The sequence below is a fragment of the Planococcus maritimus genome (genome assembly GCF_001592825.1).
GTDB classification, from domain to species: domain Bacteria; phylum Bacillota; class Bacilli; order Bacillales_A; family Planococcaceae; genus Planococcus; species Planococcus maritimus_C.
This window is the reverse complement of the sequence record NZ_LTZG01000001.1, coordinates 1348070-1374828: the sequence shown is the minus strand read 5'-3', so window position 1 is coordinate 1374828 and position 26759 is coordinate 1348070. Positions and strand designations below refer to the sequence as shown.

The following is a 26759-nucleotide window of genomic DNA, read 5'->3' as shown; positions in this document are numbered from 1 at the left end:
ACGTTTAGCAATCGTTCCTGAAAAAGTGTTAGAAAAAGATTGTGAGATTTATTGGGCAAAACAGTAAATCATTACAAAGCGGTAATCAGAAAAGCTGATGCTTCAAGGGCTCAGCTTTTTTTGTGTTCAAAAACAAGAAAAAAGCGCTGTTCTTCCCGAAAAACACAGGAAGGACAACACTTTTTCGGTTAATAGTTTGAGTCATTTCTTAGAAATTAATGTAAACATCGTCAGTTCGGGTTTAGCGTGGATGCGAATCGGTACTGTGCTCATGCCGATTCCGCGGTTGACGTATAGCTGATTGCCAGCGGCACCGTAATCTTCGATCCAGCCATCTGTATGTTTTTCTTCCTCGGAAGTTAAGTCCATCCAAGACCAGTCAGGCATGCCGGGAAGTCTGATTTGTCCACCGTGTGTATGCCCCGCAACTGCAAATGGCGCCGAATCGGCGGGGAACTTCTCGAAAGAACTGGGATTGTGCATCATGACAACCCGCGCTGCTTCAGAAGGAATGCTCTCTAATGCTTTTGCGGCATCATCCTCATCCATCCAGTTGGAACCGACACCTGCAAGATAAAGCCCAGAAGTGTCCTCAGACGAGTCGTCTGTAGTCAGCATGATGGATTCGTTGTGCAGAACCTTTACACCCAGTTCTTTTAATGCTTGGCGCATTCTCTCAGCAGCTTCGTTTAGCGGTTTTGAGTTTTTCTCTTTTAATCCGAAATCATGATTTCCCATGACCGTGTACATAGGAATATTCGCATCTTTCAGAGGCTTCAGCACTTCGATATTTTCAGATACTTTCTCTTGCGTTGCGTTTTGGGGATGATAAATAAAATCCCCAAGCATTAAAACCGCGACGGGATCTCTCTCGACGATTTCTTCTACTGCTTCTTCTACTGTGTCAGCGTTATCGCCCCACAAGCCGATTTGAAAATCTCCTAGCACTGCGATTTCCGAACCTTCCCACTTCTCCGGAAGATTTGGAACAACTGCATCTTCTTGTGTGACATCAAGCAAGTAAGGTTCAAAAAAGCCGTATGCAACGACAATAACCAACAAGCTGATAAGGATAAGGGCTATATTTCTAATGGTTTTCATTTTGAACCTCCAAAAAATTTGCGGTTTATCTAGACTAGTAATGGCTACCCGCCACCTTAATGCTGTAAACCTGGCAAGAGTCAACTGTGACTCCTGGATTATGCAGAGTGTTGGCGCACCCTCCTTTGTATCCAGGTAGCAGGATGAGATAAGGACATGTCGAATAAAAGTAGCATCCGCTATTGGCTACTAGTGAAAATACAAGGAATGCAAGGGGGAGAGGAACGTTGAAAAGATGGGCCATAGCAGTAATCACAGTCAGTTTAGCTATTGGGTTTTTCGCATACCGGGCGACAGCGGAGACGGAAATATCGGTGATATCGCAAAGTGTTTTTCCACATAACGGACAACATTATATAAGCTATTCATTTGAGGCAGAAGGTGACAAATCTAATAAACTGCAGCTGAAACAGGTGGATATTAGTACCTTAAACGAGTTTTCTTATTTCATTTTTCCTTATGAAGTGACGGATTACACAAGTGTGGAGACGGCAGGAGCTTTATCGTTCCCCGTAAATATTGAAAAAAACAAACTGTACACGATCCTCATGGGGCCGGTTCCGGAGAATGCACTCCATGCGGAAACCGAAATTTCACTCGACTTTAACGACTTTCAACATCATTTCGGTTGGGAAGCTCTTCCTCTGGATTGATCACACGGCGAATCACGCTCGTTAAACGCCTCAATGGACTTCGGGGCTGTCTTTAAGCATTTCGATAGGAAAGTCGAGGGGCATGTCGAATATAAAGGAGTAAGAGACACTGCCGCCGCTTATGGATTCCAAATCCAGAGGAGGAGAACAATATGGACGTGGTTAAGCATTCGGAATGGGCCGATACGAAGTTCACTTTGCATTTGCTGTCGCAAATTCTCGGCAAGATCAAACTTGAAACTGCCCAGCAAGAACCTCAATGGGGGCATGTAACACTCGCCATCACACCGAACGGATTTACGACGGGCTTATTGTTTTACGAAGATCAGGCCTTTCAAGTCGACTTGGATATATACGAAAGCCGCATTTTTATCAATGTCGAAGGAAACGTCCAGGCCGTGCTAATCGAGACAGCTAAGCCAATCAAAACTTATTTCAAAGAGATTTTCAAAGCGCTGGCAGCAAAAGGCATTCACGTCGAAATTAACCCAAAACCGCAGGAGATGGCGTATAAAACCAATCTCAATGAAGACGATACACCCTTGACGTTTAACTGGGAGCAGGCGATACGCGGACTCAAACTGTTCCACTTTGCGGCCGCAGCACAATTGAAGTTTATCGGGCCGCTGAGAGCCAGAAAAATGAAGCCTGCGTTGTTCTGGGGAACCTTTGATGTATCCTCTCTTGTCTTGCCGGGAATCCGAGAGCCGTATCCAGAAGACAAAGTCATCGAAAAGGCTGCATTCGATGAGCATTTCATCGAATACGGATTTTGGACTGGCGATGACAAGGTGGATGTACCGGCATTTTTTGTGCTGCCGTATCCCTTTATCAATAAAGAACTCGACAGCGAACGTTTGAAGCCTGAAGAGGCGTATTTTGAAGCTTCGCTGAGTGAATACTTCTTAATGCTCGACAAAGTAGCAGCTTCACCCGACCTGACTCAGGCGATGCAGGAATTTTTCCGCACGACTTTTGATATCCTCAGCGAGGAACTGGGCTGGCCTGACTGTTCGTATTATTTTGCGCCGCTCGATATGCCCAAACAAAAAACGTAACAGGATAGAGCCTAGGGAGGAGAAGAGGCGCTGATGCCAGCGCGCCTTCTCCTTTTTTGTATGTCTAAAACGCTAAATTCTCCCAAATCTGAAGGGCATCAATAGTCCCGAAAAAATATTTTTTAAAGTATCTATTTTTATGTCTTCCGATGTGCTTTAATGGATTTAATGCAATTGTAAAAAAATTGAAATGGGGATGGTAGGATGGACCGCGCGTTCAAGATTGCGACGAGTTTTTTGATGGGTGTATCACTTTTAGGGGTTTTGCCGGCAACACAAACGGTGCAAGCCAAAGATTTAGTGGATGCAGATGTACTGGAACAAGGAGAGGACGTAACCGAGACGTTCTCGGCAGAAGATAACGAGCATTGGTACCGGATTGACGTCGATCCTGCGCAAGTTTCAGCACATACGCATTTTGAAGTTTCTCTCCAATCTGATGAAGAATTGACGTTCACCGTCTACCCGGACGCAGAACGCGCGACCGCCGATGAACCGTTCGATCCATTCAGCAATTACACGTTTGCGGAAAAGACTTCCGTTGTTAAATTCCCGATTGCTTGGGAAGGCCCTTATTATGTAAAGGTTTCTTCTTATACAGAAGAAGTTCAAGAGGAAGGCGCACCGGAAGTAAACGGAAGCTACACGATTGGTTTTGAAGGCAAAACGATCAAAGCCTCTAAACCATCAAATGATGAGCAATGCGCCATCGAGCTGGTGATGGACGATAAACAAGCGGCCGATCAGGACCTATTGGATCAACTGCGCGTCATCCGCAGCGAAGTATTGAGTCAAACCCAAAGCGGCAAGGAATTGACTAAGCTGTACTATAAAATTGCCCCGTTTGTTGGTTACCAAGCAGTAACAGATCCGGCTGTCCGCGATTTGCTCAAGAAAAATTTGACGCAGCTGACAGGCGTGATTGATAGCATTGCCCAAGACGGTTTCTATAGCAATCAAAAATTCACGGCTGCGGACCAAAAAGCCATTAACGAATTGTATGCGTTAGCGATGAAAACAGCTCCTGAAAAATTGAAGGCTGAAGTACAGGCCGCTGCAGATGAAGTGGGAATCACTAAATTGACAGGGCGCACGGTCATGTCAGTCATGCTGCCGACGGATTACATGATTAAAGATACGTCAGCGAACAAAGTCATCGTCAAGGTGAAAGAAGGCGCGACGTTCAGCAAAGCTAAAGCATCAGCGGCCGGCATCAAATCGGTCTCTGAATTTGAAACAGCTGCACCGAAATTCGACCAATTTTATGTAGTCGATTTGAAGACAGGCATGTCAGCTACTTCTGCCGACAAAACACTCAGCCAGCTAGAAGAATTGCCAGAAGTTGAATTTGTGGAAGCGGTCCAACGCTACTCGCTACATAGCGAGGACATCTATTATGATGAGCAATGGTCGTTGGAAAATACAGGAGAGTCATTTGGCATCAAAGACGCAGACATTGACTTTGAAGAAATGACTAAACTGGCCACTCAGAAGAAAACAGGCGAAACCATCACAGCGGTGATCGATACAGGCGTTGACTACACACTCGCCGACCTTAAAAACCGCATGGCCAGCACAGGCTATGACTTTATCAACGATGACAATGAAGCAATGGACGACGAAGGCCACGGCACACACGTCTCAGGCATCATCGCAGCCGAAGCGGGCAACGATTATTCAATGACGGGCATCAACCAATCAACAAAAATTCTGCCGATCAAAGTACTGGATGCTTCAGGCTACGGCGACACTGAACAAATCGCTTATGGCATCATCTATGCAGCTGATAACGGCGCAGATATCATTAATTTGAGCCTCGGCGGCGGCTACAGCCGCGTACTCGAATATGCGATGAAGTATGCACACGAGCGCGGTGTAACGATTGTTGCGGCATCCGGAAATGATGGATGGGAAGAAGTTTCCTACCCAGCTTCATCGAAATACGCCATCGCTGTCGGTGCAACGAATAAACTGGATTTGGTTTCAGATTACTCAAGCTACGGCGAAGGGCTTGACCTGGTCGCACCAGGTACAGATATCCCGAGCTTAATGCCAGATGGCAACGTCACTTTAATGTCGGGTACATCAATGGCGACGCCGCATGTCGCGGCAGTAGCCGGTGTCTTGAAGTCAATCAATATGGACCTCACGCCAGCACAAATGGAGAATTTATTGACGGCTTCAGCGGATGACGTCACGTTTGTAGAAGAAGATGGACCGCCAAGCTATGAAGACGATTGGGGCTTCGAAGAAGATTTCCCGTATGAAATGGAAGAATTGGCACCTGGCTACGACCTTATCTCTGGATGGGGCCGCTTGAACGGTGCAGCAGCGATTCTGGCGATGGACGATAGATGGAACCTTGTCGACCGCATTAGCGGGGCAAGCCGCTACGACACAGCAGTGGAAGTATCGAAAAAAGGCTGGAGCATGTCAACGAAAGCCGTGATTGCAACAGGCGGGGATTTCCCGGATGCCTTGAGTGCATCACCGCTTGCAGCTTATCAAAACGCACCATTATTGCTGACGAAAACGGATTCGCTTCCGACAGCGGTAAAAGATGAATTGAAACGCTTAAAAGTAAAAGAAGTGACATTGATCGGCGGAGAGGGCGCCATCAGCCCGATGGTCGAAATGGAACTGGAAAGTCTTAAAATTAAAACAACACGCATCAACGGCAAAAACCGCTACGAAACTTCGGTCAATATCGCGAAACAAATGAAAACTTCGACGCAAGCCGTCGTGGCAACCGGTTCAACATTTGCCGATGCCTTGTCGATCGCACCGGTCGCAGGCAGCCAGAAAATGCCGATCTTGCTGACGAAACCGAATGCCTTGCCGGCCGAAGTGAAAGCGCATTTCGCGGCGAAAACTTACAGCAAAACTTTCGTTGTCGGCGGTAAAGGTGCTGTGTCTGATAGCACAGCGAAAGAATTGAAAAACCCGGTTCGCTTGTCTGGCGCATCACGCTACGAAACAAACAGCGCGATCATCAATCATTTCAAAGCTTCATTCGCCGGACAAGAAATGTACTTGTCGACCGGCGCGAACTATCCGGATGCACTCGCTGGGTCTGTACTCGCAGCGAAAACGAAAGCACCACTCGTGTTGACGTCACCGAACGGGCCGAGCGCGGCGACAGTGAAAACTGTCCAAACACAACTTAACACCGTCACGGGAATTTACATTCTGGGCGGGGAGGGCGCTTTGCCGACGCAAAGCATCCAGCAAATGTTCGAGTAATACAAGAAAACAGGTCGTTCGGATTCCGGACGCCTGTTTTTTTATAACTTAACAAGGAGGCATCGTGATGAAACAATTAATCGGTGGCGGTATCGCCGTTATTTCAGGGGTTTTGTTATTCGGTTTCACTTTAGTCGCAGCGGCAGTCTACACGCTGCAAATGGGCAGCGGGGGTTACTACTCAGAGTACGGACTTTATTTGTCGGCATTGTGGGAAGTGGGCATTGTCCCGCTCGTCTTGAGTATACTTTTTTTCATCATTGGGCTGGTGCTTTTATTCAAAGCGACCGACAATGAATGGAAGGCGAAATACTTTTTAGTGGCAGAAGAAACAAAGCCAACCGACACAGAATCATGAAAGGAAGATTGCATGGATTACGTATTCGAATCCGAACGGCTTGGCTTCAGACGGTGGCAAACATCTGATCGTGAACCGTTTGCGGCAATGAACGCAAACCCTGACGTTATGGAGTTCTTTCCCGAAAACTTGAGTCGTGCTGAATCGGACGCCTTGGTCGACCGCATCGAAGCCCATTTCGAAAAAACAGGTTATGGGCTATGGGCAGTGGAACGAAAAGAAGATGGGGCTTTCATCGGCTTTATCGGCTTATTGGATGTCAATTTCGATATCGGCGTTAAAGGCGCGACGGAGATCGGCTGGCGCTTGGATCCGAAGTTTTGGAAGCAGGGCTATGCGACAGAAGGGGCAAAAGCGTGTCTCGCCTACGCGTTTGAAGAGCTCGGCAAAACAGCAATTTACTCTTTTACGGCAGCTATCAACATCCCATCTATTAGCGTGATGAAGCGAATCGGCATGGAGAAAACTGGTGAATTCGAGCATCCGCGCGTTGCGGAAGGCAGTTCGTTGAAGAGACATGTGTTGTATAAAAAAGAGCGTTTATAAAAAGAGGCCGGACTGGGATGCCCCAATCCGGCCTCTTTGTATGATATTATTCAGCCAATTGTTTCACAACAGCCATTTCTTTGCCAAACCGGTCTCCATGGTCTTCAAATCCCAAGCTCTTGTACAAGTAGTGGGCTCCAGAGTTTTCGGGGTGATAGCCAACGACTACTTTTTTTGCTTCGAAAGATTCCGCTAGTTCTGCCAGCATCAATTGAGTGGCAGCTTTTCCGATGCCTCTTCCTTGGTAAGCTTGGTCAACCATGATTCGGTAGATCCAATAGCCGTCCAACTCTTCTGGAACCGAGTTGAACATAAGAAATCCTACAATCTGTCCTTCTAACAATATTGCATACGGGCGCAAGTTCGGTTCAAATTTAGATTGAGCAATGGACACCGCATTCGGTTCCATATGAGTTTGTTGTTCTTGTGCTACTTCCAACTCGCAACAAGCGTACCAGTTGTCCACGTTTACTTCAGTAATTTCAACATTTGTAAATTTCATCATTTTTCCCCTTTCGATTATCGGGGAACGCTAACGAGCTAAGTCAATTCGGCGCGATCCCCTTGCGTTTATAGGTAATGAAGATCTTTGTATTTGTCATAATGAACGCCTCCTAAACTCGTGATAGATGTCCGAATTTTACATCGGACCTTTTGACTATAACATGAATTGATAGTCATTTTAATATATACTTATACCAAATATAGGGATTCTACGTAAAATCTTCGGCTAATAACTTTGACTTTGATGGAACTAATACTTATCACAGAGAGGAGGCCCGTAATGAAAGATCGAATCATTCTTGTCGTTGTCTTATCAAGTGTATTGGGTTCATCCGCCGTCAGCGCTTCCTCTCTTAACCACACAATCAAATCCGGTTATAATGTAGTAGCGATAAGCATTTTAGTGGCAATTGGCATTTACGCCATTTATACATATTTGAAGAAAAGAAAAATAGAAAAGTCTGCTTAAGGTATTTTCAGTAAGGGGGGAGAGATGGGAATGGTTTGGGAGCGTATGATGGTTTCAACTTCTCGCGGTGAGTTTGAAGTATTTGCTAAAGGTATCGGTGAACCAGTCTGCGTGACGCATCTTTATTCGGAATTCAATGAGACCGGAGACTGTTTTGCTGACACTTTTACGGAAATACATCGTGTCTATCTGGTTAATCTGCGAGAGGCAGGAAATTCCGTAAAAGCACAGCATCCATACGAGTTGAGCATGCTGGAAAGTGTCTTTGACTTAGAGGCGATTCGCACAGGTTTAGGTGTTGAGCAATGGGGATTTGCAGGACATTCCACTGGAGGCATGCTCGGTATCGTTTACGGTATCTACTTTTCATCACATCTTCGCTTCTTGGTCGTTGTCGGTGCAGCAGCAAGAGAGTACATGACGTTTTCTGAAGACTGCATCTATAACCCTGAACATCCTCATTTTTCCCGAATGCAAGAGCTGATTGAAAACCTGAAAAGTACAGAAGCCACAGAACAGCAAAAGCAGGAATGGAAAATCGAAAGAACCAAGCTATCTTTAACTAGTCCGGACAATTACGAGCATTATTTTTCAAATCAGGTAACCAAAAAAATGTCGGCGATTCGGATGGATTTCTTCAATCGTGAATTACAGCTCTTTGATCTAACACGGAAACTGAAATTAATAACAACGCCGACACTGATCATGTGTGGTCGTCAAGATGTACAGTGTCCACTATTGTATTCACAAGAAATGGCTGAACTGATTCCGGGAGCACAGTTGGCCGTTTTCGATAACAGCAACCACTATCCATTCTTGGAAGAGAAGACTCGATTTCATCTAGTATATGATAGTTACATCGATGGATTAGCTTAAGTGCAAAGGAATGGTAGGGATTTCGAGAGGAAGGGATTGAATGAGTCGCATCTTTTTAATTGCAATCATACTGTCAGCCTTCATTACCTGGGGGCATATCTTCTTTGACCTGAAAAATTTCGTGCCGGATGTGGCTGCCAATCTGGCTATTGCGGTGTCAAACTTCATCTTGCTTTTAGGCGTGATTTATTGGTTCGGTCGAAAAGGTCAAGAAGATGAATCGAACTCTTGAGATGGTTTGGGCGGGAAATCATGCCGCAGTTCAGGGTATAATACAAATAAAGCAAAATAGCAGGCACGTCGCCGGAAAATCAAAAGCACTGAAGAAGGATGCGCTGAACGATGGTGTGTTCTTTTTTTTTTGCGTGAAACCTATATGAATCTAAAATTTAATTTTTAGCGTTTACTAGTTAAAGAAGTAAAAATACATAAAACAAGATTTCAAGGAAGAGGCGGAACAGATGGAAAACGACAAACGACACCAAGCGGCAAGGGGAAAAAAGAAACAAGATAAAGGCGGGCAGTTCTACAAATCGGTCTGGCGCTGGCATTTGTATGCGGGGGTTTTGGTCGCGCCGCTCTTAGTGCTGCTCGCCATTACCGGTTCGGTTTATTTGTTTAAAGCGGAAATTGAGAATGCGCTGTATGCGGATTATTACGAAGTTCAAGCGCAAGAAGAGCGGGTAGCGGTTTCCGAGCAACTTTCGGAAGTGAACCGGCTGTATCCCGATGGCATCATCAAGTCGTATCGCCCGGGAGAAACGGATGAACGTTCAAGTGAAGTGAAAATTGAGGCCTCAGGCGAATCGCTGACAGTATTCATCAATCCATACACAGGTGAGTCGCTCGGTGAATTGAACAATGACGACCGGATTATGGACAAAATTGAAGAGATTCACGGGGAATTGATGGCTGGAACGATTGGCGACCGTGTCGTCGAATTGGCGGCGAGCTGGGCAGTCATCTTGATCGTCACCGGTTTGTTTTTATGGTTCCCGAAAAAAATGAACGGAGCGGGCGGGGTATTATTCCCGCGCCTTCGCCAAGGGTCGAAAATTCGCAGAAGAGACCTTCATGCAGTACCCGCATTTTGGCTGTCTGCCGGATTATTGTTTTTGATCATGACCGGGCTGCCGTGGTCTGGTTTTTGGGGAACCAATTTCCAGACGCTGGCAACCAACACAGGAGAAGGCTATCCGCCGTCGGTTTGGGTCGGCAACGCACCGGCGTCGGACGTGGAAACGCAAGACATCGCGGAAGTTCCGTGGGCAGCAGAAACTTTGGATGTGCCGCTGTCATCCGTGCAAGGTTTAGTCCCGCTATCGCTCGATAAAGTAGTGGAAATTGCTGATGCAGAAGGCGTCCATCCTTCCTATTCCGTATTTATACCGCAGGAGCCGGAGGGCGTCTATACGCTGTCCGCGTTCCCGCCAAAAGCGCAGGACGAAGCGACGATACATATCGATCAGTATTCAGGAGCCGTATTAGCCGATTACCGCTATGACAATTACGGCGTCGTTGGAAAAGTAGTCGCTTGGGGCATCACGCTGCATAAAGGCTCGCAATTCGGCATCATCAATCAATTGATCAGCCTGTTCATCTGCCTGGGCATCATTTTTGTAGCGGTCAGCGGTGTCTATCTCTGGTGGAAGCGCAAGCCGAAAAAAGGCATGGGTGCACCGAAAGCGCCGCCGGTCTTCAAAACGAAATCATTTTTATTGTTGATGGTTGTGCTCGGCTTATTGTTCCCGCTGGCTGGGCTGTCAATGGTGGTAGTGTGGCTGCTCGATAAATTAGTGTTTCAGCGCACACCGGCTATGAAGAGATGGCTAAACGCATGAAAGGAGGAGCGGGAATGAAGAAAATCTATGGTTCGTTTTTGGCTATTGGTGCGATGGTGCTGCTGAGTGCGTGTTCGTTGAGCGATGACGCGGCGAATTTGTATAAGCAGGAAGTACCCCTGCAAATCGAGGCAGAAGTGCCAACAGACATCGCTTCCGGTGAAACCGTGACGCTTGAAGCAAAATTGACGCGAAACGAGGAACCGGTGGATGAGGCAAATTTTGTTCATTTTGAAGTTCGCAAACAGGATGGTTCGATTCCATATCCAATGAAAGATGCACAGCCGGCAGGAAATGGGGTCTATGAAATGGAAGTTAACTTCAGGAGCGATGGGCTTTATTTCTTTGAAGTGCATGCAGGAAGTGGAGATGCCATCAGCAACCCCCAGTACCAATTCATTGTCGGAGAGCTATCTGAAAGCGAATTGCAAAGTTTGAAAGAAGGCCCTGCGCCAGATGCGGGAAGTTCCGGCGCACATCACTGAGCCGGGTTTTATTACCTGGAAGTCGTGTAGAAAACGCAGCTCCCCAGCTACATATGCAAAAGTCTTAGAAGAATTTTGCATTCTGTGGGAAAAAAGCAACGATTTTGGGTATAGAAGATTATGCGATTTATCTGGAAGCTGCAAAGTGCAGGGAAAGGACGATATACGTGAAAGAAGAGCTGTGGATTGCGGATGAAGTGCAAAAGATGTTGAAAGCGCGATACGAGTACCGTGAAGGGAAATTTCACTTCACGAAAACCAAAAAGCTGGAAGTCTTCCTTGGCTCCAGCCTATTCGTGTTCAAACTGGACATGGAAGTCAGCTTCGAGCACTTCCAGCAGGACGGTGCGGCCATCAACCGTGCTTCTGTGTATATCTTGCCAGAGGAAGTGTTGGCTTTTCATCATACATTGCGCCGGTTTCCGATCCCTTTGCCGATTGCATTCCGACAGCATACCCAAATGAATCAACATATCGTTGAGGTCGTGATGGAATCCTTGGAGCCGCCAGGGAATTTTGCGCAGCGATTAGCCGCTGCGCTGAAAGAATTTGAACCATGGCCCTCTCCGACTGAAGCGGAATAAGTGCCGGCAATATGAGCAAACGACATCCACCCTATGAAGATCGGAGAGAACTGAAATGAATCACCTAAAAACTAAAGTCAAGAACGAGTTATTGGAATCTATGCTGAACGGCAGCCGGGTAGCCGCTGTCGTCACAGACCCCGAACTGCCAGATAATCCGATCATCTACTATAATGAAACCTTCGCACAAATGACAGGGTATGCAGAGCATGAGATCCTTGGTAAAAATTGCCGCTTTTTACAAGGTCCAAATACCGATCGATTCACTATCGACAAAATTCGGCAGGCGATTAAACAACGCGAAAAAGTAACCGTTACATTAGAAAATTACCGGAAAGATGGCACGGCATTTTGGAACCGGTTGAACATCGAGCCGGTCACCTTGGATGACCACCTGTATTTTATCGGCACCCAAACGGACATCACCCAGGAAGTCGAACAGCAAGTGGAATTGAATGAAAAGGAAAAGGAGATCAATGAGCAATTGCTGCCGATCTTGCCGATTGACGACCATATCGGCGCAGTGGCACTGGTCGGAAAAATGAACAATTTGCGCTTTGACGTGTTAACTTCTAAATTGAGCCATTTTGTCCGCGATACCCGTACGCGCCACATCATCATCGATGTCACAGGCGTGTTATGGGAAAAGAATTTTGTCTATACCAATTTATTGATGATTCAAGACGTACTGAGGTTGATGGGGAGCAAGCTTTACATCTCCGGCATCAGCCCCAAAACGGCGATAGAAATCGTCAATATCAAAGATGGTGACCAAAACCTGCTGACGTTTTCAACGGTGCAACAAGTGATCCAACGCCTGCAGGAGAAATAATCGATAAATCGGAAAATCCCCCCGTTCCAAAGTGGAACGAGGGGATTTTTTTCAGCCTATTGCCTTTGTTGCTGTGAAAATGCCGGAACGATCAATGGCCGCCGCCTGTAAGTTCAAGGTAGAAAGCCATGAACACGGAGACCAATCCGATGAGTGCCATAAGGCCGTATACGATTTTTCGGAACATGCCTTCTTTAAAGAAAGCGAACAAAACGAAAAAGTAGACGATTGCTGCGGGGACAAGGAATGTCAAAAAGCCGCCGACATCTTCAATGTGATGTGTGTAAATCGAAATCGCGAGCCCTAGGAACAGAACGGCTCCGTAAAGTGTCATTACTTTTTTTAAGCTTTTCTCAGGATCATAGTTTTTTTTAGCTGCCATCGTATCCAAACCCCTTATCTTTTTATCGGTGCCAATGGTTAAAATCGATTGGCCGATTGTTTTTGAGTGCCAATAAGCCGCTTCGTTCGTTTGGCTTTGTTTAACTGTACCGCCTTTCGCTGCTCGCTATCAAGCGGCAAGCCATTTCGTTCGTGAAGTTTGTGCCTGATAAGGGAGATGACGATGTCAATTTCATTTCCCAGGAAATGATAAGGCGAGATTTCTTTGTTGACGGAGCTAGCGAGTGGCGGTAAATTGAGTTTAATTGATGGAGAAAATTGGAGGAGCGATGCACATGGCAGCGGAAAAAACTTTGCGCATCTGTGATCAAGGCCACCGGTATTACAAAAGCAGCGATTGCCCAACATGTCCTGTATGCAACGAGGCCAATAAGCCGAACAAGGGATTTCTCCGGGAACTCAGCGCGCCCGCAAGAAACGCCCTGTTGCGCGAAGAAATCGATACGCTTGATAAGTTGTCGGTCTATAGTGAAAAAGATATCTTGGCGCTTCACGGCGTCGGGCCCGCATCGCTGCCGATTTTCAAGCGGCATTTAACTCAAGCGGGCTTATCGTTTAAGGACTGACAAGGCATGAAAAAAGGCTCTCCCGAATGGAAGAGCCTTTTTTCATGCCAACTTTACGCTTTCTCTGCTTTTTTCTCCGACGCCCTTGTATACTCGAGCCAGGAAATCCACATCGCCAAGACAGCGCCGATCCATACGGCCGGGCTTGCCAGCGATAGACTGTTTTGCGATTCCCCGCCAAGCGCTGTCAACACGGCCATAACCACAAGCGGCACGCCGACCATCAATGCAGGAAAGATGATCATGTAGCGCTTTTTCTCGCGGCGCGGCTTGACCGCAGCCCAGCTAAAGACGACCATCAAGACGATTACCACGAACAAAATCCACGAGGGAATGCCGAGTTCGGCGAGCGTACCCGGGAAATAATCATTGATCAGCAGCAGCGATAAGTTCAACAATAAAACGGCAACAATAAGCCAATAGGTTTTCACAACAAAAATCCTCTCATGATTGGCATATGACGGCCTACCCCTCAGTCTAACAAAGATAAGGGGAGAAAAAAGGCGTTGGGCGGAATCCCTCGTTCGCTGTGAAGATTTCGTGACACTCAAAGGCTAGCAATAAAACAATCCTTTCGTTTTGCGGAGAGGTGCTCTATTGCCCATCTAACGGAAAAGAACAATCAACTGCTGCGTTCGCGGGTATCGGCTAAATTCGCTGTCCAATCCGTAAAGAGGATCTTCATCAGCTTATCTGAGGCTTCTTGAGGCCCCATTGCAAATCCGCTTTTCACCCAGGACGCCAAATACCCGATCGTCCCCCATCCGGCAAACACGGCCAGGTCTTCATCACTAAAGACAGGTTCGAGCTCGTCCGCAAAACGGCGGGTCAGTTCGTGAATGCGCCCGGCATCGGAAAATTCCTGGCGGTAAAACGATCGGTAGCGAAAAACGTGCTGACAGATTTTCAAGTTGATCGTCTCTGCGTCTGACGGTTCATTGTAAATTTGCAGGAATCGTCCGTTTACTTGACTTCGCACCGCATCCATTAATTCGTATTTATCGGTGAAATGCAGATAAAATGTTGAGCGAGAAATACCTGCATAGGAGACGATGTCTTTGACAGACAGGTCTTCAAAAGCTTGTTCAGTAAGCAAATAGATAAAGGTTTCGGTAATGGTTTGTTTCGCTGTTCTCATTTATGTCACCTCGTTGGACAAAATCACAGAAAATGTCTTGTGTTTTTTGCGGTAATTACGCTTACGCTAATTATAGTAGATAACAGGGGGAATTGCTTATGATGAAGAACGTTTATGTGATCACAGGCGGTTCGGAAGAGGTGGCCATCGCCTTGGCGAAACAGATTGGCGCACGAAACACATTATTGTTGGTGGATGCGTGCGAAAAATGCCTGGAGCTGGCGAGACAACAACTCTTGCAAGCGGGCATGACCGATGTCCACTGCGAAACAGTCGACCTGACATCGACACAAGCGGTCGGGAAGTTAGCGGAAAAAGTATCGGGACTCGGGGCTTTGAGAGGGCTCGTCCATATGGCAGGCATGTCGACCGATACTGATTCCAAGCGTCTGATGGCCGATAACGTCATCGGTATGAACCACGTGCTCGAGGCGTTTTTGCCGCTTGCCAATGAAGCGACATCCGCTGTCATGATGTCATCGATAACTGCCTATATGGTGCCCAAAAATGGCCAATACATGGAGGTTTTAAAGCAACAGCTGTCGGCTAACTTAGCGGAAACGCTCGACCAGTTCACCCAAGGAGACGCAGGAGCCGCCAACAGCATGGCGAAGCTCGCTGTCCAATTAATCGTCGAAGACCAGGCATGGGTGTGGGGCCAAAAAGGCGCTCGCCTCAATTCTGTTTCACCTGGAATGATGAGTCTGCCAGGCGATACAGAAGATATTCAAACCATGCTTGACCACACGCCGCTACGGCGGACGGTCGAACCGGAAGAAATCGCCTCCGCAATCGAGTTTCTATTGAGCGATTCGGCTTCCTACATCACCGGCATCGATTTGCGGATAGATGGCGGGACAATTGCCAATTATCCGCGCATGAAAGCCGCGATGTCCCAGCAGAAAATGAAGCGCTTTTAATACATAGGCGAGAGACCGCCAAAAATGCCCTCTGTTGTTGAGCAACAGGGGGCATTTATATGGGAAATTCATGATTATTGATAACAATTTTTCCATTAAATGTTACCATCAATGAAGAGCTTATTGATTTTAGTGAAGGAGGGAAATGATGTTTATAAACGACTTGGCGTATTCCATCAGTCTGGTCTTGGAATACATTTCACTATACGGGGAGCTATTCTTCATCACAAGCTGCCTCGCAACCATCGTCTACATCTGGACGAAAAACCAATACATTTCTTATTTGAGCGCAGGCCCGATGTATTTTGCGCTTGCCCATACTTTTTACCACAGTTCTCATTTGATCCTCGTCATCATCGCCATGTCGATCCAAGCGCTGGTGATCTTGTTTATTCAAAAAAAGAACTTGCTCGGAAAAATAGTGTCAAAAGCGGAAGTTGTGGAGGTAAATAAACGCGGGGAAAATGAACAAAGTACATGAAACAATTGAATGGGACGCTTTTGCCAGAGACTATTTTAGGTGGAAGCACTCCCATCAGCCAAAAAAGGCCATTTCGACGCCAATCTAATAATGTCTGAAAGGAGCGAAAAGATGACAGAAGAAAAGAAAATGCAGTATGTTCATCTAACACTTTGTAAAGTTGCCATGTTGTTGTTTGGACTGAACCTCGTTCGAACGCTCTCGATTCACCACGACCAGCTCGGCTTTTTGGTTGGATTTATCGGCTACTCGTTGGTCTCCATTCATGTTCGTTCGCTTGAAAAAAAGTGGGAGATCCCGAAAAAGCATGTATGGATCAGTCTCGGTATTTTTGCGTTGATCTTTCTCCCGCTTGCTTATTGGTTGGCGTTTCCTCGTTAAGACATAATGAAATCGGAGGGATAAGATGAATGAAAAAGCAGTTTGGACTATAGCATTCATCTTTGCGGTTGCGACTCTTGTCTTGAATAATGTTTTAGACGCAGCTGTTGGCGGCTGGTTGATGACAATTAGTTTTTTAGCATTTGCAGTGGCAGTCGTAGGGTCTATCTATTACATCAGTAAGCTTTTAATTATACAATTTTTTCGTGAAACGAATCGATAAAACAGTAGTGGTCCGGCTTTCCCGAATAAAAGCTAATCGTAGGGAGATGAGGTTTACATCAAACGATTTTGCTATTTAACAAGTTCATTATGTTACCTAAAGAAGGAAGGGGATAGAGATGAAACTGGTATCGATGCTCTACATGCTTGGCATACTGATCATGTTTGCGGGAGCCTTTACCATCGTCATGTCGATTGCATCTGATGGCGAAAACGGGCAAGCTGTCCTGTATTCAGTGTTTGCCGTATTAAATGGCTTAATAGCAGTAGGGGTTGCTGAAATTTTAAAGACGGTCAGGAGAAATAGTCTGCAATAGGCTCGTATGTGGGTTTTCCGCTCACAGGAATACATCAGACAAATTCATTTACATAAGAAAGAGGCACACTTATGGACATTCGCTACCAAACCTTCACCTCTGAACCATCGAACACTCTAACAGAAGAAATCACCGCGCTGCACCGGGACATTTTCGGCGGTCCAGGCCACTGGCTGGAACAGCTGAATAGTCAAGAACACGTATTGATCCACCTTGCATTAGCCGATGGGCATGTCGCAGGCTATAAAATTGGCTACGGGCTGGACGATACAAGGTTTTACAGCTGGCTCGGCGCTGTCTGCCCCGATTGCCGGAAGCTCGGCATCGCCTCTGAACTGATGCGCAGGCAGCACGAAGACCTAAAGGGAATGGGCTTTGAAATTGTCCGCACCAAGACGATGAACAAATGGCGCGGCATGCTGCTATTGAACATTCAGACGGGGTTTGACGTCCTAGAAACCGAAGTCGATTCGCGCGGCCAGCTGAAGATTGTGCTGGAGAAGAAGCTCTAGCTTTGAAGCGGCTGTCCACAAACGCAAACGGGTTCTTCTTGTCGATCGCTTCCTTAGAGATATTTCACATGTGGTATGATAAGAGAAACCCACAAAATTTTCAGACATCTATTCCAGCTTCTAGTGCGGGCCAGTTGAAATGCAAGGGCGGGCAAACGCCTCAACTGCAACCAAACGCGCATATTAAAATGTGCGGAGAATGGATATAATGAAGTCATTCTATACGAATCAGAGGTGTAAAACATGAAATTGGATAATACCGATAAAAAAATTCTGGAGTTGCTGACGATTAATGGTCGCACATCCTATGTCGATATCGGAAAAGAATTGAACTTATCCAGAGTCGCTGTTCGGGAGCGGGTTCAAAACCTAATTGAAGAAGGCGTCATCGAGAAGTTCACGGTCGTCATCAACAGTGAAAAGGTCGGAAAAAAAGTTTCCGGATTCTTCGAAGTGGATTGCGAACCGGGCTCGCTCGTCGAAGTGGCACAAGCTTTGGCAGACAACCCGCAAGTCGCCAGCTGCTACCAAATGACGGGACCTTCTACGTTGCATATGCATGTCTTGGTAGACGACTTTATCGATCTGGAAAAGTTCATCAACGAAGAACTATATGCACTCGAAGGCATCACGCGAGTAGAGAGCCATATCCTGCTGAGACGATTCAAAAGCAGAAACGGCCTCAAACTGTAAAACCTTAAAACATTATCTCAAAAGCCAGCACCTAAATTATTCTGCATCGCCCTCGCCAGGGAGTTTAACCGGCGAGCGTGGAGCAGTTTATTTTTTTAGGGTGCTGGCTTTTATTTTGTGTACCGTAATGAAATGACGAAAATTCTTGTAAAGATAAACAAAATGGATAAGAAATTACAATTTATATGACATAGAGTAATTAAAAATAGGGTTTTCAGTGCTTAAAGAACCAAATAATCCATTTTTTATGTATTAATTGAAAATTCATATAGAATTTAATAATCTAATACTTTATACTGTAAAACATCAATATTTATTCTTTTGTTAATCAAAAAAGGATAAATGCTTTACTAATGTATAGGAGGTGTGGATTTGGTTTCACTAATTATCCAGCGAACATTGCAATTGGTGTTCTTATTGTTCGGCATATCGTTTCTCGTTTTTTCGTCCATGCATATAGCGCCCGGAAATCCGGCAGCGGTCATCGGCGGGCCGACAGCGACTGCTTCCGATATTGAGGCGATCGAAGATAACTTGGGATTGAACGATCCATTTTTGACACAGTATGCCCGGTATGTAGGGAATGCGGTCCAAGGTGACTTTGGCTATTCTTATCAAACGACGCAGCCAGTGGCGGATGCAATCATGGTGCGTTTTCCGAACACCTTGAAATTAGCTGTCGCGAGCATGATTGTCGCCGTAATCATCGGCATCCTGACAGGCTTGATCTCCGCATTAAGGCAAAATTCCTGGCTGGATGTGTCAGCAACGACATTTGCGCTGGCAGGAATCTCCATTCCGAACTTCTGGCTTGGGGCCTTATTGATCCTGGTGTTTGCGGTCAATCTGCAATGGCTGCCAGTAGGGGGCATGTCGAGCCCTTGGTACACCATCGATGGCATTAAGGAATTGGTGCTTCCTGCGATTACTTTAGGGACAGGATCGGCTGCGATGATTGCGCGCATGGCGAGGTCTTCGATGCTTGAAGTCATCCGCGCAGATTACGTCAGGACAGCTCGTGCCAAAGGGGTCAAAGAAAAGAACGTCATTTGGATCCATACATTGAAAAATGCCATGATCCCGATCATTACGATCATCGGCTTGAATTTCGGCTTCTTGCTTGGCGGCACCATCATCACCGAAAAAGTATTCGCCATCAACGGCGTTGGGCGGCTGATGATTGATGCCATTGCCGCACGCGATTTCCCGATGGTGCAAGGCTCCGTTTTATTGGTAGCGACCTTGTTCGTACTCGTCAATTTATTAGTCGACATCATCTATACCTATATCGACCCGAGAATTAAATATGACTAAGAAAGGAGGAGGCTTATGACAACTGTCGAGTCGGTTAAGACGAAAGAGAAAAAGCGCGAGAAATACATAGTGACCACCATGAAGCGCTTGTTTAAGAACAAATTGGCGATTGCCGGCCTAGTCATCGTCATTCTGCAGGTCATTTTAGCGCTGTTTGCGCCGTTCATGACCGCTTATGACCCGGCAGCCCAGAACTTAGCGAACCGCGAACTTCCGGTTTTCAGTGAAGGGCATTGGCTCGGGACTGATAATTACGGCCGCGATGTTTGGAGCCGCATCGTCTTCGGCGCCAGAATCTCTCTTGTGGTCGGCATCACCGCCGTCTCGCTCGGCTTGATCGGCGGGACCATCCTTGGTCTCTTAGCCGGCTATTACCGCAAGCTGGATGCGATTATCATGAGATTTGTTGATTTGCTGTTTTCGTTTCCAGGGATTTTGCTGGCAATGCTGATCATCGCGATCCTTGGCACAAGCCTAGTGAATGTGGCAATCGCCATCAGCATCTGGTCGATTCCGACATGCGCTCGCATCGTGCGGGGATCAGTTCTTTCTATTAAAGAGAAAGAATACATCATGGCGATGCGCTCGATGGGAGCATCGGACCTGCGCATCATGGTCCGCCATATCTTGCCGAATGCTTCTGCGCCGATCATCGTGTTTGCGACGATGCGCATGGCAACGGCCATTCTTTCCACCGCTGCGCTCAGTTACTTAGGGCTCGGGGCACAGCCACCGACACCGGAATGGGGCGCCATGATTTCGCAAGGGCAGGATTTTATGTGGTCAGCGCCTCATTTGACCATCGTGCCCGGCATTGCGATCATGCTGACGGTTTTCGCTTTCAACGTGCTTGGGGATGGGCTGCGTGATGCACTCGATCCAAACATGGATTTACAAGAATAAAAAATTGGGGGAATCATTCATGAAAAAACACTGGCTCGTGTTACTGGCATTCTTCGGCATATTGATTTTAAGCGCATGTTCAGAAAGCACCATTCCTGAAGGCGCAGAAGGAACAAGCGGCGGCGATTCATCATCATCTGGTGAAGGCGGCCAGGAGATTATCTACGCCTCAACGACCGATGCAGTAGGCCTTTCACCGATTATGACCAATGACTCGGTCTCTTCAAGCGTCACGGAACAAGTATATGAAAAACTATTCGTCAGAAACCCGGAAACGATGGAAATCGAGCCGATGCTCGCAGAATCTTACGAAACACCGGATGATCTGACATGGGTCATTTCTTTAAAAGAAGACATTGAATTCCAAGACGGCACGCCGTTCAATGCGGAAGCTGTAAAATACACATTTGATAAATTGCGCGACCCGGAAACGGCTGCACCGCGTGCTTCCCTATTGGAGCCGATTGATGAAATTACAGTAGTCGATGAAAACACGGTGGAAATCAAAACGAAATATCCATACGGACCGCTACTAGCTGCTTTGTCTCATTCGAATGCCGCTATTGTCAGCCCAACTGCTGACCAAGAACAAGACCTGATGCAAGAACCAGTGGGCACAGGCCCATTCAAATTTGCGAGCTGGTCGATCGGCGACCAAGTCGTATTGGAGAAAAACGAAGATTATTGGGGCGGCGCACCTGAATTGGACCGTGTCGTATTCAAAGTAGTACCGGAAACATCGACAGCGATTTCCATGCTGCAAACAGGCGAAGTCAACTTCCTGGATGCCCTGCCGACAGAACAAATTTCACGCATTGAATCGATCGACAATGTCGAAGTGACGAAACAAGACGGCACACCGGTTTATTATTTAACGTTCAACCATTCAAAAGACCGCAACCAGGACCCGGATTTCCGTAAAGCCGTAGCGAGTGCTATCGACCGCGATGCCTTTGTGGCGAACTTGAACGATCTAGGCGTCAGAAGCGACAGCATTCTCGGGCCTCAAGTATTTGGCTATGATGAGTCAGCGGACACTGCCGGAACGGCATATGATTTGGACATGGCCAAGCAATTGGTTGAAGAAAACGGCTATGGCGACGAGCCGATCAAATTGCTTTCCGCTAACCGCGACAACTTTATCCTGATGGCAGAAATCGTTCAATCGCAATTGACAGAAGCCGGCTTCACCGTCGAAATCGAAACGATGGAATGGGCGACATTCTTGGATACTGCGCGCAGCGGGGAATACGATCTGACATTCTTAAGCTGGTCGAATGTGACGGGCGACGGATCTGAAATGCTCTACCCGAACTTCCATTCCGATAACATTGGCGCATCCAACCGCGCGCAATACAATAATCCGGAATTCGATAAATTGGTCGAAGCCTCGCGCACGAGCATCGACCAGGAAGAACGCGAATCGATTCTAAACGAAGCGAACCAATTGATGCTCGCTGAAGATGCGGCGATCGTCATGTATCACGGCGTGGTCACATCGGCTACAGACGAATCGATCCAAGGCTTGCAAATGGACCCGAACGGCCAATGGAGCTTGTATAACGTAACGAGAGAGTAGGGGAAATATGACACATGCATTGCTTGAAGTGAAAAACTTGGTGACATCGTTCCGTACTTCCGGAGGGACTGTGCAAGCTGTCAAAGACGTTTCATTTCATGTCCAAAAAGGCGAGACGCTGTGCATCGTCGGGGAATCGGGCTGCGGAAAAAGCATCACGTCGCTATCCGTGATGCGCCTGCTGCCTTCCAACGGACAAATCGAAAGCGGTGAAATCCTGCTGGACAACGAACCGCTTCAAACGCTTTCGGCAGACCAAATGCGCAAGCTTCGGGGCAACCGGATGTCGATGATTTTCCAGGAGCCGATGACGGCCTTGAATCCGGTATTGACCATCGGTTATCAATTGCGCGAACCATTGATGCTGCATAAAGGCATCTCTAAAAAAGATGCCTCCAAGCAGGGCATTGAATTATTGAGGCAAGTGGGGATCCCGAATCCTGAAAAACGGCTGAACCAATACCCGCACGAACTGAGCGGCGGCATGCGCCAGCGTGTCATGATCGCGATGTCTTTGGCGTGCAACCCGAGCTTATTGATTGCAGACGAACCAACGACGGCGCTTGATGTGACCATACAGGCGCAGATTTTGGATTTGATCAACGACTTGAAAAAAGATTTTGATATGGGCGTTATGATGATCACCCACGATATGGGGGTTGTCGCTGAAGTGGCAGACCGCGTCATGGTCATGTACGCGGGCAAGAAAATAGAAGAAGGGCCGGTCGAAGAAATTTTCGAGAATCCCCAGCATCCGTATACGCGCGGTTTGTTGAACTCGGTGCCGAATGTCGACGACCCGGATTTCGAACTTGAGCCAATCCCTGGCAATATGCCGGGACTAGACGAGCACATCTCAGGATGCCGTTTCCACCCGCGCTGCCCGTTTGCAACGGATAAGTGCCGAGCGGAAACGCCTCCGGAAATCACGGTGTCAGACGGCCACTTTGCAAGTTGTTGGTATGCCGAGAAAAAGGGGGTGGACGTAAATGAAGACAGCAGAAAAATTGCCATCAAAACCTGAAGTCTTGTTGGAATTGCACAATGTGAAAAAATACTTTCCGATCAAAAGCGGGGTATTAAAACGAGTCACAGGCAATGTCAAAGCCGTGGAATCGGTGTCGTTGAAATTGTATAAAGGTGAAAGCCTCGGCGTCGTCGGGGAGTCCGGCTGCGGAAAATCCACCCTCGGGCGCACGATACTCGGCCTCGAAGAATTGACCGACGGCAAAATCCAGTTCGATCAGCAGGAGATCCAAGACCTGAAACGGAAAGAAAAAAAGAAGTTTGTTAAAGAAATGCAGATGATCTTTCAAGATCCGTTTGCCTCTTTAAACCCGCGCCAGCGCGTCGGGCACGCCCTTGACGAAGTGTTCAAGATGCACACCGATATGCCGGCCCAAGAGCGCAAAACGGCCGTTGTGGATTTACTGAAGGAAGTGGGCTTGAAAGCGGAGCATTACGACCGCTATCCCCATGAGTTCAGCGGCGGCCAGCGCCAACGTATTGGCATCGCAAGAGCCATCGCGCTCAACCCGCAGTTCATCATCTGCGACGAAGCGGTGTCAGCGCTAGACGTATCGGTACAGGCACAAGTACTGAAGCTATTAAAGACACTGCAGGATAAATACGATTTGTCCTACCTATTCATTTCGCACGACCTCGGGGTGGTCCGCTATTTCTGCGACCGCGTCTTGGTCATGTACTTAGGAAATACGGTAGAAATGGGCGATGTCTCAAGCATCTTCAAAAACCCGCTGCATCCGTATACGCAAGCCTTGTTGTCGGCGATTCCAAGGCCGACCGTCAAGGCAAAAAAAGAACGCGTCCGGTTGACCGGGGAAATGCCCAACCCGGCAAACCCGCCATCAGGCTGTCCGTTCCATACGCGATGCCCGATCGCACAGGACGTGTGCAAAGTCGACAAGCCGGAATTTATCGAACACCGTGAAAATCATTTTGCCGCCTGCCATTTTGCAGGCTAACCGATACCGGAAGCGAAGTTTTCTTCGCTTCCGGTATTTTTAATTAAAGCGTTGGACTCGGTTTGCCAACGACTAGTTTCCTATTAAAAAGGATAAGGCGAAAGACAGGCAGGCCCACTCGAGTGCGAGCGGGCCTGCCTATTGCTTTTCACTGCTGGATTTCTGCACGTGAGGGGTTGTTTACGGCTTGTTGCCGGAAAACGGGGGACAGGATGCGAAATTTCGCATAAGCTTAGACTAGTAACAGAAGCGAACACCTGAAGCACAAAAAGAACAGCAGCCATCGCTCATAGAGACAGAACAAAAGGAATCCTGGAGAAGAGGTGAGTGAAGTGAAAGTATCGATAGACATCGACGGCCAGCACGAGGAAACGACCATCGTCATTCAGTGCAAGGAAATGGACGATTCGATCAAAAGCATCGTCCATTTCATCAATGGGCAAGGCACGCGTTTTCTCGTCGGCCAAAAAGGCGAGATGCGCCACATCCTGAAGCCGGCCGACATCCATTATTTCCACACGGCCAACGACACGGTATCGGCCGTGACCGCAACAGGCGAGTTCCGCTTGAAGGAAAAACTGTACGAACTAGAAGCCATGCTGGCGCCGAGCCAATTTATCCGCCTGTCGAAATCGGTCATCGCCAATCTCGATGAAATGAGCCGCTTTGAAGCGTCGTTCAACGGCACCTTATGCGTCTATTTCAAATCGGGGGCGAAAGAATACGTCTCCCGCAATTACGTCAATGCCATCAAAGAATCCTTAAAAATGAATAGGAGGAAGGAACAATGAAAACTTTTTTGATCAGAAGTGTATTCGGCATCTTCTTCGGCGCTTTTCTCAGCGTGCTCATGACCAATACGGTCGTATTGAGCGGGCAAGAAAGTTTGGATGGCGCGCTGTTCTTGCGCAACTCGATCGGCAGCATGCTGTGCGGCTGGTTCTTCTCCGTCAGTACCTTGTATTTCGAAAACCACCAATGGTCGCTCGCAAAACAAACGACCGCCCATTTCATCACCGTCATCGTGCTGTATTTCGTACTCGCCATCGGCATTGGCTGGTTCCCGTTCACCGTGCCGAGCATGCTGCTGACAATCGCCGTCTTCGTGTTGTTCTATATCGTAATCTGGTTCGCGTTTTACTTCTATTTCAAAAAACAGGCGCGCAAAATGAACGACGAATTAAACGGGTAAAAGAAAAACCAGCCACGATGGCTGGTTTTTTTGTGGATCAATATACTTTATCTCCATTAAAGATGGAGTTCTTAACGATGACATAATCCACTTGGCGGATGGCGAGCAAGTGGTTGCCGCCGGCGTAGGAAATGGCTGACTGCAGATCTTGTTCCATTTCAGTCAACGTGTCTTTCATCGAGCCTTTGAATTCCACGTACATTTTTTTGCCTTCGACGTTTTTCTTTTCGCCTTTTTGGAACTCGGACGCGGAACCGAAGTATTCCTTCAAAAGCTTGCCGTCTTGTTCGACAGTTTGTCCAGGGGATTCTTCGTGCCCTGCGAACAATGAGCCAATCATGACCATCGACGCGCCAAAACGCACCGATTTCGCAATATCGCCGTGCGTGCGGATGCCGCCGTCTGCGATGATTGGTTTACTCGCCGCTTTTGCGCATAAACGCAGTGCAGCCAATTGCCAGCCACCTGTACCAAATCCGGTTTTAATCTTCGTGATGCACACCTTGCCTGGCCCGATGCCCACTTTTGTTGCATCTGCGCCGGCGTTTTCCAGCTCGCGCACTGCTTCAGGTGTCCCGACGTTTCCGGCGATGACGAAGCTTTCTGGAAGCAATTTTTTAATGTGGCGAATCATATTGATGACGCCATTGGAATGGCCATGCGCCACATCGATGGTGATGTACTCAGGCGTCACGCCAGCGTCAACAAGTGCTTGCACAAAATCATACTCTTCTGGTTTCACCCCGACACTGATCGACGCAAACAGCCCGCGCTCTTGCATGTCTTGTGCGAACGCCAAGCGTTTTTCTGGTTCAAAGCGATGCATAATATAAAAATAATTATTTTCTGCGAGGAATGTCGCAATCTTCTCATCGACGATGGTTTGCATATTGGCCGGCACGACCGGTAACTTAAACGTGCGTCCGCCAAACTCTATGGATGTGTCACATTCTGAACGGCTATTTACTACTGCTTTTGCAGGAACTAACTGAATATCTTCGTAATCAAATACATTTTCCATTAATTACACCCCTAAACACGAATATTATAACGTTGAACGAATCTAATTGTTCGTCCATATGATAATTTACGCTATTTGCTGGGGAATGTCAAAAGTTGCCTCTGAATTTCCGATCAATGGATTTCAGTTGTGAATGCTCCTACACTAAGCCACTCTCAGTGAACACAAAAAAACCGGCAGACGGAAGTTATCCGCATGCCGGTTGAGAAGAATTATTTCTTTGAAACGTTTTGCAGTTCTTCGAGCAAAAGGCGGGCGCCGCGTGGGCTTAAATGCATGCCTTTGACCAACTGTGACTCGAAATTCTCAGTAAAGACCTCACCCGTGACGACACAGGTTTGTGCGCTCTCAAACTTACGTAAGATAATGCGGTCATCATCCAGGAAAATTTCCATCGGATCGCCGATGTTCACTCCCATGGATCTTCTCAATTCGATAGGCGTAACAATACGCCCCAACTGGTCGACTTTTCTAACGATTCCTGTACTTTTCATCATCATGCTCCTTTAGCAGTTATCGTCCTCTTGTGTAGATATGGACTGATATCTTAAGGGTACTCGTTTTCCTGCAAGACATCAATTGC

The 26759-nt window shown here is 47.2% G+C and carries 34 protein-coding genes; 27 read left to right on the top strand and 7 right to left on the bottom strand.

The genetic code is table 11. The features are described 5' to 3' along the window. Positions 1-201: 201 nt before the first annotated feature. Positions 202-1101: a metallophosphoesterase gene (locus AY633_RS06750; protein WP_068487563.1), complete on the bottom strand. Its 900-nt coding sequence runs from the start codon at positions 1099-1101 to the stop codon at positions 202-204. A 227-nt stretch (positions 1102-1328) separates the two neighbouring features. On the opposite strand from AY633_RS06750, the gene AY633_RS06745 reads away from it, so the two are divergent. The 5 genes from AY633_RS06745 to AY633_RS06725 all read left to right on the top strand — a co-directional run bounded on the left by AY633_RS06745 (position 1329) and on the right by AY633_RS06725 (position 6959). Continuing rightward, complete coding sequence (locus tag AY633_RS06745) at positions 1329-1754, top strand: hypothetical protein (RefSeq protein WP_068487562.1); 426 nt, start codon at positions 1329-1331, stop codon at positions 1752-1754. A 152-nt stretch (positions 1755-1906) separates the two neighbouring features. After that, the gene (locus tag AY633_RS06740) at positions 1907-2812 is read left to right on the top strand and encodes a DUF5996 family protein (RefSeq protein WP_068487561.1); all 906 of its coding nucleotides are present in this window, start codon (positions 1907-1909) and stop codon (positions 2810-2812) included. Between the two features lie 204 nt (positions 2813-3016). After that, positions 3017-6055, top strand: coding sequence for a cell wall-binding repeat-containing protein (locus AY633_RS06735; RefSeq protein ID WP_068487560.1), 3039 nt, complete (start codon positions 3017-3019; stop codon positions 6053-6055). Positions 6056-6122: 67 nt separating this feature from the next. Continuing rightward, complete coding sequence (locus AY633_RS06730; RefSeq protein ID WP_068487559.1) at positions 6123-6413, top strand: hypothetical protein; 291 nt, start codon at positions 6123-6125, stop codon at positions 6411-6413. A 12-nt stretch (positions 6414-6425) separates the two neighbouring features. Then, on the top strand, positions 6426-6959 hold the full coding sequence (locus AY633_RS06725; protein ID WP_068487558.1) for a GNAT family N-acetyltransferase: 534 nt from the start codon (positions 6426-6428) through the stop codon (positions 6957-6959). Between the two features lie 46 nt (positions 6960-7005). On the opposite strand, the gene AY633_RS06720 is transcribed toward AY633_RS06725, so the two are convergent. Next, positions 7006-7461: a GNAT family N-acetyltransferase gene (locus AY633_RS06720; RefSeq protein WP_068487557.1), complete on the bottom strand. Its 456-nt coding sequence runs from the start codon at positions 7459-7461 to the stop codon at positions 7006-7008. 282 nt (positions 7462-7743) lie between these two features. Here AY633_RS06720 and AY633_RS06715 point away from each other — a divergent pair, with 282 nt between their 5' ends. The 7 genes from AY633_RS06715 (at position 7744) to AY633_RS06685 (ending at position 12550) form a co-directional block, all read left to right on the top strand. Next, positions 7744-7932 (top strand): hypothetical protein, encoded by a 189-nt coding sequence (locus AY633_RS06715; protein ID WP_068487556.1) that lies wholly within the window; start codon positions 7744-7746, stop codon positions 7930-7932. Positions 7933-7956: 24 nt separating this feature from the next. Beyond that, on the top strand, positions 7957-8808 hold the full coding sequence (locus tag AY633_RS06710; RefSeq protein WP_068487555.1) for an alpha/beta fold hydrolase: 852 nt from the start codon (positions 7957-7959) through the stop codon (positions 8806-8808). 40 nt (positions 8809-8848) lie between these two features. Further along, entirely contained in the window at positions 8849-9040 is a 192-nt protein-coding gene (locus tag AY633_RS06705; protein WP_068487554.1) for a hypothetical protein, read from the top strand. A 229-nt stretch (positions 9041-9269) separates the two neighbouring features. Next, positions 9270-10649 (top strand): PepSY-associated TM helix domain-containing protein, encoded by a 1380-nt coding sequence (locus tag AY633_RS06700; RefSeq protein WP_068487553.1) that lies wholly within the window; start codon positions 9270-9272, stop codon positions 10647-10649. Positions 10650-10663: 14 nt separating this feature from the next. Then, positions 10664-11134, top strand: a complete 471-nt coding sequence (locus AY633_RS06695; RefSeq protein ID WP_186008754.1) for a FixH family protein — start codon at positions 10664-10666, stop codon at positions 11132-11134. 167 nt (positions 11135-11301) lie between these two features. Continuing rightward, the gene (locus AY633_RS06690) at positions 11302-11718 is read left to right on the top strand and encodes a hypothetical protein (RefSeq protein ID WP_068487552.1); all 417 of its coding nucleotides are present in this window, start codon (positions 11302-11304) and stop codon (positions 11716-11718) included. A gap of 55 nt (positions 11719-11773) precedes the next feature. Further along, entirely contained in the window at positions 11774-12550 is a 777-nt protein-coding gene (locus AY633_RS06685) for an STAS domain-containing protein (protein ID WP_068487551.1), read from the top strand. 91 nt (positions 12551-12641) lie between these two features. On the opposite strand, the gene AY633_RS06680 is transcribed toward AY633_RS06685, so the two are convergent. Next, positions 12642-12932: a hypothetical protein gene (locus tag AY633_RS06680; protein ID WP_068487550.1), complete on the bottom strand. Its 291-nt coding sequence runs from the start codon at positions 12930-12932 to the stop codon at positions 12642-12644. A gap of 295 nt (positions 12933-13227) precedes the next feature. Here AY633_RS06680 and AY633_RS06675 point away from each other — a divergent pair, with 295 nt between their 5' ends. Then, complete coding sequence (locus AY633_RS06675; RefSeq protein WP_068487549.1) at positions 13228-13518, top strand: RNA polymerase alpha subunit C-terminal domain-containing protein; 291 nt, start codon at positions 13228-13230, stop codon at positions 13516-13518. Positions 13519-13571: 53 nt separating this feature from the next. On the opposite strand, the gene AY633_RS06670 is transcribed toward AY633_RS06675, so the two are convergent. Continuing rightward, on the bottom strand, positions 13572-13949 hold the full coding sequence (locus AY633_RS06670) for a hypothetical protein (protein ID WP_068487548.1): 378 nt from the start codon (positions 13947-13949) through the stop codon (positions 13572-13574). A 191-nt stretch (positions 13950-14140) separates the two neighbouring features. Next, positions 14141-14656 (bottom strand): TetR/AcrR family transcriptional regulator, encoded by a 516-nt coding sequence (locus AY633_RS06665; protein ID WP_068487547.1) that lies wholly within the window; start codon positions 14654-14656, stop codon positions 14141-14143. Between the two features lie 98 nt (positions 14657-14754). Between AY633_RS06665 and AY633_RS06660 the strand changes: the two genes are divergently transcribed. From AY633_RS06660 to AY633_RS06590, 14 genes are all read left to right on the top strand, one after another. Next, positions 14755-15576, top strand: coding sequence for an SDR family oxidoreductase (locus AY633_RS06660; RefSeq protein ID WP_068487546.1), 822 nt, complete (start codon positions 14755-14757; stop codon positions 15574-15576). 148 nt (positions 15577-15724) lie between these two features. Then, positions 15725-16057, top strand: coding sequence for a hypothetical protein (locus AY633_RS06655; RefSeq protein WP_068487545.1), 333 nt, complete (start codon positions 15725-15727; stop codon positions 16055-16057). Between the two features lie 111 nt (positions 16058-16168). After that, positions 16169-16438, top strand: a complete 270-nt coding sequence (locus tag AY633_RS06650; protein WP_068487544.1) for a hypothetical protein — start codon at positions 16169-16171, stop codon at positions 16436-16438. A 25-nt stretch (positions 16439-16463) separates the two neighbouring features. After that, the gene (locus AY633_RS06645) at positions 16464-16661 is read left to right on the top strand and encodes a hypothetical protein (protein ID WP_068487543.1); all 198 of its coding nucleotides are present in this window, start codon (positions 16464-16466) and stop codon (positions 16659-16661) included. 118 nt (positions 16662-16779) lie between these two features. Beyond that, positions 16780-16977, top strand: a complete 198-nt coding sequence (locus AY633_RS06640; protein ID WP_068487542.1) for a hypothetical protein — start codon at positions 16780-16782, stop codon at positions 16975-16977. Positions 16978-17048: 71 nt separating this feature from the next. Beyond that, positions 17049-17489 carry a GNAT family N-acetyltransferase gene (locus tag AY633_RS06635; protein WP_068487541.1) on the top strand — a complete coding sequence of 147 codons (441 nt, stop codon included), beginning with the start codon at positions 17049-17051 and terminating at the stop codon, positions 17487-17489. A gap of 243 nt (positions 17490-17732) precedes the next feature. Then, positions 17733-18182: an Lrp/AsnC family transcriptional regulator gene (locus AY633_RS06625; RefSeq protein WP_068487539.1), complete on the top strand. Its 450-nt coding sequence runs from the start codon at positions 17733-17735 to the stop codon at positions 18180-18182. 372 nt (positions 18183-18554) lie between these two features. Further along, complete coding sequence (nikB, locus tag AY633_RS06620) at positions 18555-19496, top strand: nickel ABC transporter permease (protein WP_068487538.1); 942 nt, start codon at positions 18555-18557, stop codon at positions 19494-19496. 15 nt (positions 19497-19511) lie between these two features. After that, on the top strand, positions 19512-20399 hold the full coding sequence (locus AY633_RS06615; protein ID WP_068487537.1) for an ABC transporter permease: 888 nt from the start codon (positions 19512-19514) through the stop codon (positions 20397-20399). A gap of 19 nt (positions 20400-20418) precedes the next feature. After that, complete coding sequence (locus tag AY633_RS06610) at positions 20419-21978, top strand: ABC transporter substrate-binding protein (RefSeq protein WP_068487536.1); 1560 nt, start codon at positions 20419-20421, stop codon at positions 21976-21978. A 7-nt stretch (positions 21979-21985) separates the two neighbouring features. After that, positions 21986-23002, top strand: coding sequence for an ABC transporter ATP-binding protein (locus AY633_RS06605; RefSeq protein WP_068487535.1), 1017 nt, complete (start codon positions 21986-21988; stop codon positions 23000-23002). Next, a complete protein-coding gene (locus tag AY633_RS06600) occupies positions 22968-23963 on the top strand; it encodes an ABC transporter ATP-binding protein (RefSeq protein ID WP_068487534.1) in 996 nt (331 codons plus the stop codon). Before AY633_RS06605 ends, AY633_RS06600 begins: the two co-directional genes overlap by 35 nt. A gap of 332 nt (positions 23964-24295) precedes the next feature. Continuing rightward, positions 24296-24754: a LytTR family DNA-binding domain-containing protein gene (locus AY633_RS06595; protein ID WP_068487533.1), complete on the top strand. Its 459-nt coding sequence runs from the start codon at positions 24296-24298 to the stop codon at positions 24752-24754. Next, positions 24751-25155 (top strand): DUF3021 domain-containing protein, encoded by a 405-nt coding sequence (locus AY633_RS06590; RefSeq protein ID WP_068487532.1) that lies wholly within the window; start codon positions 24751-24753, stop codon positions 25153-25155. Before AY633_RS06595 ends, AY633_RS06590 begins: the two co-directional genes overlap by 4 nt. Positions 25156-25192: 37 nt before the next feature. Here AY633_RS06590 and guaC read toward each other — a convergent pair whose 3' ends face one another. Next, on the bottom strand, positions 25193-26176 hold the full coding sequence (gene guaC, locus AY633_RS06585) for a GMP reductase (protein ID WP_068487531.1): 984 nt from the start codon (positions 26174-26176) through the stop codon (positions 25193-25195). A gap of 212 nt (positions 26177-26388) precedes the next feature. After that, positions 26389-26670, bottom strand: a complete 282-nt coding sequence (locus tag AY633_RS06580; RefSeq protein WP_068465156.1) for an AbrB/MazE/SpoVT family DNA-binding domain-containing protein — start codon at positions 26668-26670, stop codon at positions 26389-26391. Positions 26671-26759 lie beyond the last annotated feature (89 nt).